This window comes from Enterobacter cloacae complex sp. IR53030 (assembly GCF_049238365.1).
GTDB classification, from domain to species: domain Bacteria; phylum Pseudomonadota; class Gammaproteobacteria; order Enterobacterales; family Enterobacteriaceae; genus Enterobacter; species Enterobacter kobei.
The window spans coordinates 21,112-33,946 of the sequence record NZ_JBMKHA010000007.1 but is presented as its reverse complement, the minus strand read 5'-3'; the positions used below and the strand labels follow the sequence as shown (position 1 = coordinate 33,946).

At 57.0% G+C, this 12,835-nt stretch carries 12 protein-coding genes; 5 read left to right on the top strand and 7 right to left on the bottom strand.

What is annotated here, in order from left to right:
- The first annotated feature begins 107 nt into the window (after positions 1-107).
- Genes ACOTXR_RS09225 through ACOTXR_RS09215 form a run of 3 tightly spaced genes read left to right on the top strand, consistent with a single transcriptional unit; the run spans position 108 to position 2,708 of the window.
- Positions 108-578 carry a MarR family winged helix-turn-helix transcriptional regulator gene (locus ACOTXR_RS09225; RefSeq protein WP_014882398.1) on the top strand — a complete coding sequence of 157 codons (471 nt, stop codon included), beginning with the start codon at positions 108-110 and terminating at the stop codon, positions 576-578.
- Positions 575-1,642, top strand: coding sequence for an HlyD family secretion protein (locus ACOTXR_RS09220; RefSeq protein WP_087529102.1), 1,068 nt, complete (start codon positions 575-577; stop codon positions 1,640-1,642). The genes ACOTXR_RS09225 and ACOTXR_RS09220 overlap by 4 nt, the downstream gene beginning before the upstream one ends.
- Positions 1,632-2,708, top strand: a complete 1,077-nt coding sequence (locus ACOTXR_RS09215) for a DUF2955 domain-containing protein (protein ID WP_014882400.1) — start codon at positions 1,632-1,634, stop codon at positions 2,706-2,708. Before ACOTXR_RS09220 ends, ACOTXR_RS09215 begins: the two co-directional genes overlap by 11 nt.
- On the opposite strand, the gene ACOTXR_RS09210 is transcribed toward ACOTXR_RS09215, so the two are convergent.
- From ACOTXR_RS09210 to ACOTXR_RS09200, 3 genes are read right to left on the bottom strand one after another with little or no spacing between them, the layout of a single operon-like run.
- Entirely contained in the window at positions 2,705-3,976 is a 1,272-nt protein-coding gene (locus ACOTXR_RS09210) for a DUF445 domain-containing protein (RefSeq protein WP_058690523.1), read from the bottom strand. The genes ACOTXR_RS09215 and ACOTXR_RS09210 overlap by 4 nt on opposite strands.
- 3 nt (positions 3,977-3,979) lie before the next feature.
- Complete coding sequence (locus tag ACOTXR_RS09205) at positions 3,980-4,633, bottom strand: LysE family translocator (protein WP_047343951.1); 654 nt, start codon at positions 4,631-4,633, stop codon at positions 3,980-3,982.
- A gap of 38 nt (positions 4,634-4,671) precedes the next feature.
- On the bottom strand, positions 4,672-5,424 hold the full coding sequence (locus tag ACOTXR_RS09200; protein ID WP_047343952.1) for an AraC family transcriptional regulator: 753 nt from the start codon (positions 5,422-5,424) through the stop codon (positions 4,672-4,674).
- Positions 5,425-5,575: 151 nt separating this feature from the next.
- Here ACOTXR_RS09200 and ACOTXR_RS09195 point away from each other — a divergent pair, with 151 nt between their 5' ends.
- On the top strand, positions 5,576-6,946 hold the full coding sequence (locus tag ACOTXR_RS09195; protein ID WP_023331941.1) for an NAD-dependent succinate-semialdehyde dehydrogenase: 1,371 nt from the start codon (positions 5,576-5,578) through the stop codon (positions 6,944-6,946).
- A 102-nt stretch (positions 6,947-7,048) separates the two neighbouring features.
- Here the strand turns inward: ACOTXR_RS09195 and ACOTXR_RS09190 are convergent, their stop codons facing one another.
- On the bottom strand, positions 7,049-7,594 hold the full coding sequence (locus ACOTXR_RS09190) for a YfaZ family outer membrane protein (RefSeq protein ID WP_023331942.1): 546 nt from the start codon (positions 7,592-7,594) through the stop codon (positions 7,049-7,051).
- Between the two features lie 410 nt (positions 7,595-8,004).
- Here ACOTXR_RS09190 and ACOTXR_RS09185 point away from each other — a divergent pair, with 410 nt between their 5' ends.
- Positions 8,005-9,363, top strand: a complete 1,359-nt coding sequence (locus ACOTXR_RS09185; protein ID WP_058690524.1) for an esterase-like activity of phytase family protein — start codon at positions 8,005-8,007, stop codon at positions 9,361-9,363.
- A 45-nt stretch (positions 9,364-9,408) separates the two neighbouring features.
- Here ACOTXR_RS09185 and yjiA read toward each other — a convergent pair whose 3' ends face one another.
- The 3 genes from yjiA to ACOTXR_RS09170 all read right to left on the bottom strand — a co-directional run bounded on the left by yjiA (position 9,409) and on the right by ACOTXR_RS09170 (position 12,827).
- Positions 9,409-10,362, bottom strand: a complete 954-nt coding sequence (yjiA, locus tag ACOTXR_RS09180) for a GTPase (RefSeq protein WP_032637576.1) — start codon at positions 10,360-10,362, stop codon at positions 9,409-9,411.
- Between the two features lie 10 nt (positions 10,363-10,372).
- Positions 10,373-10,576, bottom strand: coding sequence for a YbdD/YjiX family protein (locus ACOTXR_RS09175; RefSeq protein WP_003856610.1), 204 nt, complete (start codon positions 10,574-10,576; stop codon positions 10,373-10,375).
- Between the two features lie 97 nt (positions 10,577-10,673).
- Entirely contained in the window at positions 10,674-12,827 is a 2,154-nt protein-coding gene (locus ACOTXR_RS09170; protein WP_058690525.1) for a carbon starvation CstA family protein, read from the bottom strand.
- Positions 12,828-12,835 lie beyond the last annotated feature (8 nt).

Below are 12,835 nucleotides of genomic sequence, written 5' to 3'. Positions count from 1 at the left end.
GGAGAGGGAGAGCCTCGTTTTCGCAATTCCTGCGCTTTCGTCCCTCGTTTCTTGATACTTACCCTGATAACTATTATCTTGACGGCGTGTGACGAGAGGGACTCCCTATGAGTGAAGAAGAACTGTTTAGCCGCAGGCCGATGGGTATGCGGATGGCGATGATCGTGCGTCAGTGGCGTGCGGTGATCGACGATGCCATTCTCGATACCGGGTTAACCCAGTCGAGCTGGACGGTGATGATGCAGCTTTTTCAACTTGGGGATAACGTCTCAATGAGTGAGCTGGCGGAGGTGCAGGGCATTGAACTGCCGCCGCTGATGCGCACGCTCACACAGCTGGAAAAACAGGGTTACCTGCTGCGCACCACATCGCCTTATGACAAGCGCATCCGGCTTCTGACGCTGACGCCTGAGGGAAAAGCCATTTTAAAAAGGCTTACTCAGGTGATTGAGACCTATCAGGCGCGGGTATCGCAAAATATCGCGCCGGAACATATCGAGATCTTCAGCGCCACCCTGAATCAAATCGCCTGTAATTTGCGGACAATCCGCGAAGAAGACAACAAGACCGAAAAATAATGACCCCTGAACAAAAGTTTGCCCGCTGGGTAAGGGTGAGTATTGCCTCTTTCCTGCTGATGTTTATCTATTTTGTCGTCGCGGATATCTGGATCCCGCTGACGCCGGACTCCACCGTGATGCGCGTGGTGACGCCGGTTTCTCCGCGTGTCTCCGGCTATGTGGCGGCCGTGCATGTGCACAACAACAGCCAGGTGAAGCGGGGCGATCTGCTGTTTGAACTCGACGACACGCCGTTTCGCAATAAAGTGGAAGCGGCGCAAATCGCGCTGGAGCAGGCTCGTCTTTCCAACCAGCAGCTGGACGCGCAGATTGCCGCCGCGCAGGCCAGCCTGAAAACCGCCGTGCTGACCGCGCGTAACGATAAAGTGACCTTCGAACGTTATCAGAAGCTGAGCACGTTACAGAACGTCTCGCAGGCGGATCTGGATAAAGTCCGGACCACCTGGCAGAGCAGCGAGCAGTCCGTCAGCACCATTCAGGCTAATATCCAGAACCTGCGTATTCAGCGCGGCGAGCGGGATGAACACCGCAACGTCACGCTGCAAAAATACCGCAACGCGCTGGATGAGGCGGAGCTGAATCTCGGCTGGACGAAGGTGTATGCTCAGGCAGACGGCACGGTCAGTAACCTGCAGTTAAGCCCCGGTTTTTATGCCTCCTCAGGCGCAGCGGCGCTGGCGCTGGTGAACAACCAGACCGACATCGTGGCCGATTTCCGCGAGAAAAGCCTGCGCCATACCCATCAGGGCACCGATGCCGCGGTGGTGTTTGACGCCTTTCCGGGACGCGTCTTCCGCGCCCACGTGACCAGCAGCGACGCGGGGATCCTCGCGGGTCAGGAGGCGGTGAACGGCCAGCTCTCCGAGCCGGAAACCTCGAACCGCTGGGTGCGTGACGCCCAACGCATGCGCATCCACGTCATGCTGGACGAGGCGCTGCCGAAGCCACTGCCGACCGGCGCGCGGGCGACTGTCCAGCTCTATAACAGTGAAGGGCCGTTTGCGCGCTTCTTCTCCGGGATGCAGATCCATCTGGTGAGCCTGCTGCATTATGTCTATTAATACGCTGGCGCGGGTGTTTACCCCGCACGGTAACATCGTCTACACGGCAAACGACTTTCGCCAGACTTTGCGCATCGTCTTTGCAGGGATGATTGCGCTGAGCATTTCCAGTTTCTACAACACCAGCTACGGCGTGTTTTTTGTGGTCTACCCGATCATGCTGCTCTCGCTGGTGCCGGTCTTCAACCGCCATGTGGCGAAGCAGTTTATCTTCAGTGCATCGCTGAACTGCGTTGAAATGGTGATTATCATCGGCTATCTGTCGCAATGGCCGGTCATCATGACGCTGGTGGTGTTTGCCCTGTACGTCATGCGTTTTCGCTTTATGAGCAAAGGGCCGCTGTTCCTGTTCGGGTCGATGGGCGTGGTGTGCCAGAGCGTGATGCTCAATTTTATGAGCTACCCCACCACCAACTGGCACACGCTGCTGTTTTCCAACATTGAAGCGAGCGTGATGGCGGTGTGCCTGAGCGCGCTGATGAACTATCTCCTGCCGGACGTGGAACCCCGCAAGCCGCCGCCATTGATTGAGAAAGACGATGCCCGCGTGCGCCATGAGTCGCTGCTCTCCGGCACCGTCGCGACGCTGATTTTCGTCGTTTTTCAAATCAGTGACTTAAGCGATTCCCTCTCGGCGCTGATGGCCGGGATTTTGATCCTGTTCCCGATGCACTATCGTGGCGCGGTGATGAGCTCCATCTGGCGCGTGGTCGGCGTAGTATTGGGCTGTCTTTATATCCTGGTTGTCCAGCTCATCCTCTACGACCACAGTAGCCATATGCTGCTCATGATGCCGCTGATTGGCCTTGGGCTGGCGTTTGGCGCACGTCTGCATGTGATGGAGAAAGTAGGCGCAGGCGTAGGATTTTCCAGTATTACCACCATTGGCATTATGTTCGGGCAGAACATGCACCCTGACAGCGACCTGGTGTTCAGCGATCTTTATCGCATCACCTCCGTCACGTTTTCGCTGGTGGCGACGCTGACGATGGTCTTTCTGGTGCATTTGATCCTGAATCGCTTCGAGGCGACGCGCTATATCATCGCGCCGCCTAAAGCGGATTAATGTCCCAGCACGGCAGGCAGCTGCGAGAGTAAAAACAGGATCAGGCCAATCGTCCCGCCCACCAGCGTACCGTTGACGCGGATAAACTGCAGATCTTTGCCGATATTCAGCTCGATCTGGCGGGACATGTCTTTAGCATCCCAGCTTTTCACCGTGTCGCTGATGTGACGGGTCAGGAACGCGGCGAAATCCGGCGCGACGCGATGCGCGGCCTGCTCCAGATGCTCGTTCAGCGACGCCCGCAGGCTGGCATCGTTTGTCAGCGTTTCGCCAAACCACAGCCCGGCGTTGGCGATGCGCTGCTTCACGCGCGAGTCTTCACTTTGCATATCCGCCTTAAGCCACTGGCGCAGATCGGCCCACATTTCCCCCAGATAGCGGTTAAACGCCTCGTCATTTTTCAGGTAATGGTTGATGTTGTCGGCTTTCGCCGCCATTTCCGGATCGTTTTTCAGGTTGTCGATAAGCTTCAGCGTGGCCCGGTCGAACGCCTGACGGATCTGGTGCGTGCGGTCGTGGCTGATATCGTCCAGCAACGTGTTCACCGCATTCGATACCATCTCTGCACTCTGATCGCCCAGCCACTCGGTGGGCAATACCATCGCTTTGCGGGGATGCTCGGTCTTCAGCCAGTGGACGATCTGGTCAGAGATAAATTCCCGCGTGCTGTCGCGCTGAATCAAGGTAATCAGGCGGTTGATGATGGCATCGAGCAGCACCTGGTGGCGGTTGTTTTTGGTCATGCTCTCCAGCATCACGGCGCTGGTTTCGGTGAAATCGACCTTATCGATGGCCTTATGCACCGCGCGTTTGAGCATCCGCTGAATGCGCCCGTCGTCGGTCAACTCAAGGAATCCGCTCATCACCTGCATCAGATGCAGCCCGACGCGCTGGGCGTTGTCAGGCTTGCTGAACCAGGCACCGATCATGTGCGCGGGTTCATAGCGGCGGATTAACGCTACCAGGGACTGGGTGTCCAGAAACTTCTCCTGCACAAACTGGCCAAGATTGTCGCCGATACGGTCTTTATTGCGCGGGATAATCGCCGTATGGCGCGCGATAAACGGAATGGGGACCCGGCGAAACAGCGCAACGACGGCGAACCAGTCCGCCAGTGCGCCGACCATCGCCGCCTCGGCAATCGCCTTTACCCCGCGCACCCAGAAAGTCTGCGGCAGGAACAGGGTGAAGATAAACGCCGCGGCGGCAATCAGCAGCAGCGACAGCGCGAGAAGCTTAGCGCGTTTGAGTTCAGCTATTTTTTCCATGGGTTAAGGATAGAGGGAGACGGGAAGAAAATGCAAAAATCGCCACAGCACCCACCCGCCAAACCCCATCAGCACCACGCCCGCCGTGCGTTCAATCCACCAGAGCGCACGGCTGAGCTTCTGTTGCACCGCTCGCAACCCTATAAGCGATACCAGCGCCAGATCCCACACCAGCACCACCATCACCATCCAGACGCCGCAGGTTGCCTGCTGAAGCAGCGTGACGTCTGGCCCCAGTAACGCCGTCATCAGCGCCAGATAGAACAGCGCGTTCTTCGGATTAAGCAGTGCCGAGCCGAGCCCCAGCAGGATTTGCTTACGCAATGCGGGAAGCCGCTGATGAGTTTCATTCAGCGCCAGCGTCTGCGGTCGGCTGCGCACCAGGTGCGAGCCAATCCACAGCAGGTACAGCGCCCCGGACAGTTCGATTAGCGTAAACAGCCACGTAAACTGGCGCAGGGCGCTCCAGCCGACAATCACCAGAACAATATAGAGCGCATTACCCGCGGCGATGCCGAGGCACAGCCCGGCGCTGCCGCGCAGTCGGTAGCGCGCCGCGTAGCCCACAAGCAAGAAGAAATCCGGACCCGGGCTTAACAGCGCAACAAAATGCGCCAGCGCCAGGGCGAGAAAAGCGGAAGGGAAGAACAGTTCCATAGTGACCTCATAGCCGTAACTGAGATCACCTTACGGTGTTACGTATCCTGATTATTGTCTGATATTGATCGTCCTGTGGCGTACTGGCGCGGCGTAGCGGCGCTATAGCGAACGAAGGTCTTATGGAAATGGCTCTGATCGGCAAACCCACTCTGGTAGCTCACGTCGGCAATATCATCCCCGGCGCGCAGCCGTGCTTTGGCGTATTCCACGCGGGAGATATTAAGGAAGCTGGCTGGCGTCAGCCCGGTGTCCTGCCGGAAGGTACGAATCAGCGTCTCCTTGCGTAGCGAGAAGCGTTGAGCAAGTTCATCAAGCGAAGGCGGTGCAGCCAGATCGGCAAGAAGTGCCTGCTGAATATGCTGGCTGGTTGAACGCAGCGCATCAGGGTTATCCGCACGGTGGGGAAGGGCAGAAAGCAGCCTGTCCACGGATGCAGGCGACATTGTCTCAACAATATCAAGGAAGTGCTTAAAGAACGTAGCGTTACGGATCACCTGGAGCGCCAGAGGACGATCGGTGTCGATATAGAGCATATGGTAGCTGCGCGCTTGCCCGGCGATGGGGTTGCAGCTGTGCGGCGCATAAGCCGGAATCACAATCAGATCCCCGGGATGAAGGATGTACTCCCTGTCATGGCACACGCAGCAGGTCTGGCCTTCCACAATCGCGCCAATAGAGAGTTGGGGATGACAATGACGTTTGTAGGCCTGCGTGCTCTGCCATGTGCTGCGCAGCTCAAGGCCTGAGGCGCGGTGAAAAGTCTGGAGGATGTGTCGGATATCGGTCATGGGAACTCCTTCTGGACATTTTTTATACCACGTCAGGGAACCGTCTGGCAGCGCTTCATTAGGAACCGTCCGGATATACCCAACTTTACGTCCATAGCCAGTCATGTTGACTACCCTTAATACCCTAAGCGGTAAAACATGGAGATTCGATATGGCTTATCAGACAGTAAATCCTGCCACTAACCAGCTCATCAAAGAATACCCCTCACATACCGACGCGGATATTGAAGCGGCCCTGAAGGCGGCTGATGCGCTTTACCATTCTGACTGGGCGAAAGGCGACATCAACCAGCGTCTCCCGGTGTTGCATAAGCTTGCCGACCTGATCGACGAGCGCGTGGACGATCTGGCGAAAATCGCCAGTCAGGAGATGGGTAAGCTCATCGAGCAGAGCCGCGGCGAGGTGAAGCTGTGCGCACAAATCGCGCGCTACTACGCCGACAACGCGAAGCAGTTCCTGGCGCCGGTGAAGTATCCTTCTGAACTTGGGGAGGCGTGGGTGGAGCATCACCCCATCGGTGTACTGATGGCCGTTGAGCCGTGGAACTTCCCGTACTACCAGCTGATGCGCGTTCTGGCGCCGAACCTGGCGGCGGGGAACCCGGTCATCGCCAAACACGCCAGCATTGTACCGCACTGCGCTGAGACCTTTGCCCATCTGGTACGCGAGGCGGGTGCGCCGGAAGGGGCGTGGACCAACCTGTTTATCTCGTCCGATCAGGTGGCGAACATCATCGCTGACGATCGCGTCCAGGGTGCCGCACTGACCGGTTCCGAAAAAGCCGGTAGCGTCGTGGCCGCACAGGCGGCGAAGCACATCAAGAAATCCACGCTGGAATTGGGCGGTAACGACGTCTTCGTGGTGCTGGATGACGCCGACCTCGAAAAAGCGGTGAAGACGGGGGTCAGTGCGCGCCTCAACAACGCCGGGCAGGTCTGTACCGCGGCGAAGCGCTTTATCCTGCATGAAAAGATTGCGGATGCCTTCCTGACTAAATTCACCGAGGCGTTTAAGCAGGTGAAAATCGGCGATCCGCTGGACGAAAGCACCACGCTGGGACCGCTCTCGTCTAAAGATGCGCTGGAAACGCTGACCAAACAGGTTAACGAGGCGGTGAAAAACGGTGCGACGCTGCACTATGGCGGTAAACCTGTTCAGCGTGACGGCAGCTTCTTCGAGCCGACGATTCTGACGAATATCTCTCGCGACAACCCGGCGTATTTCGAGGAGTTCTTCGGTCCGGTGGCCCAGATGTATGTGGTGAAAAACGACGACGAGGCCGTCGCCCTGGCGAACGATTCACACTATGGCCTGGGTGGGGCGGTATTCAGTCAGGATATCGAGCGCGCGAAGAAAATGGCGTCGCGGATTGAGACCGGGATGGTGTACATCAACTGGCTCACCGATACCGCGCCAGAGCTGCCGTTCGGCGGCGTGAAGCGCTCCGGTTATGGACGCGAGCTGTCGGATCTGGGGATCAAAGAGTTTGTGAACCAGAAGCTGGTGGTGGTGCGTAAATAACGTCATCGCCTTTCTTCCCGGGTGGCGCTGCGCTTACCCGGCCTACAAAACCCGTAGGCCCGTGCAAGCGTAGCGCCGCCGGGCGAAACGCGCAATACAGCCTTAGAAGGACACACCACCGCCCACGTATGCGCCGTCAATCAGCGTGTGGCCAGGACGACCGTCTTTGCCATCAACGCTCACGTGGCGGTAACCCACTTTCAGGGTCAGCGGCGTGACAGGCGTCCAGCTTACGCCGCCGTTGGCTTCCACGTAGTTTTTCACGCTGTTGTTCAGGCCTTCAGGCGCAACGTAACCTTCGCCATAGACATGGATGCTGTCAGTCAGCGCAACGTTTACGCCGCCACCAATCGGGAACGCCACGCCGTTATCGCCTTTTTTCGGGCCGATGTAGATCGCCTTCGCGCCTGCGTTCAGCATGACCGGGCCCACTTCCAGGTTGTAGCCTGCGCCTACGCCACCGGTCTGGGTACCGTCATCGGTGTTTTTGAGCCAGTTGCTTTCGGCGTACAGGCCGGATGAGGATTTGCCCATTTCCAGATTGAGGTTAGTAAAGTTTTTACCCTGCTCAACGCTACCGCCCATGGCCAGTGCGGAACCAGAGAGGGCGGTCAGTGCAGAAAGAAGAAGGATATTCAGTTTTTTCATGTTTCGTGCCTCATCATCAAATTAATCTGGAGGCACCATAACAAGCGATGTTTATGACTGCAAATGTGATGCAAGTCGCTGTTTTATGCTGGTTTTGTTAAATTTAATTTATTTAATGTTGCGTTTTTGTTTGATTGAACGGGAGTCAACGCGTGATTTTCAGGCGTTTAGAAGCCGTTTAGTTTTTTGACTAAATATAAACTGAACGAGGACGGGATAGTGACTGGAGGTGTAATAATGGAGTTTCTAGAAATTCCCAAAAATATTTCAAAAATCACATAAAACAACAAAGATTTACACTTATGGTGGTGAAAACACGTCCTCTCGCGCAGGCGCCTTTCCCTGCGATGTCATTTTTCTGACACGTTTGTTCATTACGTTGTTGGCTTCTCTTACTGGATGCTAACAATATGAAAAGAAAAATCATTCCTGTGCTGGTTGGTTGTGCGTTCTCTTTCTCTGGCCTGGCGGCACAGCCCACGGCTGAACGCTATGTCGTCAGCTTTCCTGAAGGCTCACACGTCAACTACAGCGGCGCGTTCGCCAGCGCATTTCCGAACGGACTCCCGGTGGGCATTGGCTCTGGCCTGCTGTTTACGGGTAAGCAGGGCGATGCTCTGACCTTTGCAACCGTGACCGATCGCGGTCCAAACGCCGATGCGCCAAAAATGGGTAAAAATGAAGCCAAAATTTTTGTCACGCCGGATTTCGCGCCGCTGCTGATGACCATCCGCGTGCAGAACGGTAAAGCAGAAGCGACGGATGCCCGCCCGCTGCATGACGATAAAGGCGAGATTAACGGTCTGCCGCTGCAAAGCGGCGTGATTGGATCCACCAATGAGGTGGCGTTTAGCGACACTCTCAAGACGCTGAAGGGTGACAACCGCGGGCTGGATACGGAAGGCATCACGCCGGATGGCAAAGGCGGCTACTGGCTGTGCGACGAGTATGGCCCGTTTCTGATTAACGTCGACAGTAAAGGGAAAATCCTGGCGATCCACGGCCCGCAGGCGGCGGAAGGGGAAAAGTCGATCGCGGGCGGTCTGCCAAACGTTATCAAATGGCGTCAACCGAACCGGGGCTTTGAAGGCCTGACCCGTATGCCGGACGGGCGCATTATCGCCGCGGTACAAAGTACGCTGGATATCGACGGTAAAAGCAAAAAGCAGGCGCTGTTTACGCGTCTCGTGAGCTTCGACCCGGCGACCGGCAAAACAGCGATGTACGGCTACCCTATCGACAGCGCGGCCTACAGCAAAAACAGTGATGCCAAAATCGGCGACATCGTGGCGCTTGATGACCAGCATATCCTGCTGATTGAGCAGGGCAGCGATAAAAATGACGGGATGCGTAACCTTATCTACAAGGTGGACCTCAGCAAGGCGAGCGACCTGAGCGCCTTTGACAAGCCGGGCGAGTACCCGGAGTTTGATGATGAGAAAACCCTGAAGCAGCGCGGCATTACCCTTGCGGCAAAAACGCAGGTCGTTGATTTGCGCGCGCTGGGCTGGCAGCAGGAGAAAGCTGAAGGGCTGGCGCTGATCGACAGCAAACGGCTTGCCGTGGCGAACGATAATGACTTTGGCGTGAAGGTGGCGATGCAAAATCCGGTCGAGGGCAAGAAGCTCAAGGATTATCGGGTGAACGCGGAAGGCAAGCTGACGCTGGATGATAAACCGGTTGAAACCACGCTTAGCGTGAAGCCGCTGAAGAAGCCTGAGTCGGATAGTGAGCTGTGGATTGTGACGCTGCCGGAGGCGTTGAAATAAGTTTAGGCACCCCTCACCCCACAGGGGAGAGGGGAAGCAGGGCGGTTATTTTTTCAGATCTGCAAACGCCGCGCGAATCTCTTCCTCCGGCAGCTGTATGCCAATAAATACCATTACGCTACGCGGCGCTTCATCGCCCCACGGGCGATCCCAGTCGGCGCTGTATAAGCGCTGCACGCCCTGGAACAGCAGGCGGTTCGGTTCGCCGTCGATCCACAGCATCCCTTTGTAGCGCAGCAGTTTGTCGGCAAATGACAGCAGGAGGTTCTCCATCACGCGGGAGACCTCGCTGATATCCACCGGGTAATCCAGCTCCACCACAATCGACGTCACGTCGTTTTGCTTGTCTCCCATAAAGTGGAAACGCGGTTTCGTGGTGACGTTCTCTTCCAGCATAAAGCCGTTGGTGTTGAACAGCTGTGAGAGGTCGATATCGCCGTGCGTCACGGTGTAAATCGGCGCGCGGGCGTTAATGCGGGTCAGACGTTCACGCAGTTTCTCGCTGTCACCCGCCACGTCGGTTTTGGTCAGCAGAATGCGGTCGGCGTAACCCACCTGAGACTGGGCGATGGTGAACTGGTTCATCTGATCGTTGGCGTGAACCGCATCGACCAGGGCGATGACGCCGTCCAGCAGGTAGCGCTGGCAAAGAATGTCATGGGAGAAAAAGGTCTGAATAATCGGGCCGGGGTCGGCCATGCCGGTGCATTCAATCACCAGGCGGTCAAAGTCGATTTCACCGCGATCGCGGCTGTCGAGCAGATCCAGCAGGGCGTCTTCCAGCTCGTTTGAGCGGGTACAGCAGATGCAGCCGTTGGTCAGGGTTTTGATCTGCGTGGCGCGATCGCCTATTAATTGATCGTCCACGGAGACTTCGCCGAATTCGTTTTCGATGACGGCGATCCTGAAGCCGTGCTGCTCGTTCAGGATGTGGCGCAGCAGGGTGGTTTTACCGGCGCCGAGGAAACCGGTCAGCAGGGTGACGGCAATCGGGGTCATGTTCTCTCCTTTAGCAGCAGCGGACGCCGCCTTCTCCACTTCCACCGTAGCGTGCTTCCTGACGCTCGCGGAAGAATTCAGTGTAGGTCATGTACGGTTTATCCGGATGGTTGGTCTTCATATGCTCAACGTAGTTGTCATAGTCCGGAATACCAATCAGCATTTTTGCCGCCTGACCGAGGTATTTTTTCGCTTCGCCTAAGTTACCAAACATAATGCATCCTGATAAGACAAAGCCCGGTGGCGCTACGCTTACCGGGCCTACAGTACCGTTGTAGGGCGGGTAAGCGTAGCGCCACCCGCCATTTTTTTTAATGGTGTGAAGAGGTCTTCACGCCGCCTTCCGGCACCGGCACGTACGGCGTTTCTTTATCCGTACGGACTTCGGCGTTACGCACTTTCAGCCAGGTTTTGATACCGTAGAAAATGATGCTGTACACCACCACCAGGAACAGAATGCTCAGACCTGCGTTGGTGTAGTTGTTCACCACGATATGGTTCATGTTGGCAATCTGCTGCGCGGTCAGATCTGCGCCGCCTGCGGCAATCTTCTCTTTGTACTGGTTCGCCATGAAGAAGAAGCCTTCCAGCTGCGGGTTGGTGCTGAACAGCTTCAGGCCCAGCGCCCAGGTAGTGCAGAGCAGCAGCCACAGTGCAGGAATGACGGTCACCCAGATGTATTTAGTGCGTTTCATTTTCACCAGTACGACGGTGCCAAGTACCAGAGCCACAGCGGCCAGCATCTGGTTAGAGATACCGAACAGCGGCCACAGGCTCTTCACGCCGCCGAGTGGATCAACCACGCCCTGATACAGCAGGTAACCCCACAGGCCTACGCAACCCGCAGTGCCGAGCACACCCGCCACCAGAGAGTCGGTTTTCTTCAGGAACGGCACGAAGTTACCCAGCAGGTCCTGCAGCATGAAGCGGCCCGCACGGGTACCGGCATCCAGCGCGGTGAGGATAAACAGCGCTTCAAACAGAATACCGAAGTGGTACCAGAAGCCCATGTCTGCCCACGGCAGCACTTTATGGAACACATGTGCGATACCGACAGCCAGCGTCGGTGCGCCACCTGCGCGGTTCAGCACGGACGGTTCGCCGATGTCTTTCGCGGTCTGCATGATCTGCTCAGGGGAGATCACGAAGCCCCAGGAGCTGACGGTCGCTGCCGCGTGGGCGCTGGCATCCTTCAGCTGTGCCATGATCAGCGCGGTATTTTCGCCGCCCATCTCATGCAGGTTTGGCATGGTGATGCCCAGACCCGCAGGCGGGGTGTTCATTGCGAAGTACAGGCCCGGTTCGATGATAGACGCCGCAACCAGCGCCATGATCGCCACGAAGGATTCCATCAGCATCGCGCCGTAACCGATAAAGCGCGCGTCGGTTTCGTTGGCCATCAGCTTCGGCGTGGTGCCGGAGGAGATCAGCGCGTGGAAGCCAGACACGGCACCACAGGCGATGGTGATAAACAGGAACGGGAACAGCGCGCCTTTCCACAGTGGGCCGGTGCCGTCAATGTACTGAGTCACCGCCGGCATTTTGAGCTCAGGGTTGATGATCACAATCCCGATAGCCAGCCCGACGATAACCCCGATTTTCAGGAAGGTCGCGAGGTAATCACGTGGTGCCAGAATCAGCCATACCGGGAGCAGGGCGGATACAAACGCATAACCAATCAGCGCGAAGGTGATGGTGGTGTCCTTAAAGGTCAGCGCCGGGCCCCAGTACGGGTCATGCGCAATGACGCCGCCAAAGTAGATAGAGGCAACCAGCAGCACGATACCAATCACGGAGACTTCGCCCACGCGCCCCGGGCGCAGGAAGCGCATGTAAATGCCCATGAACAGCGCAATCGGTACGGTAGAGCAGACGGTAAACACGCCCCACGGACTTTCGGCCAGCGCTTTCACGACGATCAGCGCCAGCACCGCGAGGATAATGATCATAATCAGGAAACAACCGAACAGGGCAATGGTGCCCGGCACGCGACCCATCTCTTCTTTGATCATCTCACCCAGCGACGAACCGTTACGGCGTGAGGAGATAAACAGCACCATAAAGTCCTGCACCGCGCCCGCGAGCACCACGCCCGCCAGCAGCCAGAGGGTACCCGGCAGGTAGCCCATCTGCGCGGCCAGTACCGGGCCGACCAGCGGGCCAGCGCCTGCAATGGCGGCAAAGTGGTGACCAAACAGCACGTAGCGGTTGGTTGGCACGTAGTTCAGGCCGTCATTGTTAATGACCGCCGGCGTGGCGCGCGTTGGGTCGAGCTTCATGACCTTCTGCGCGATGTATAAGCTGTAGTAGCGATAAGCCACAAGATAGACGGAAACGGACGCGACGACGATCCACAGGGCGCTGACGTGTTCGCCCCGGCGTAATGCGACAACCGCCAGACAGAAAGCACCGAGGATCCCGAGTAAGGCCCAGGGCACGTGCTTAAGTAGTTTTTTAGTATCCATAGTAAGAC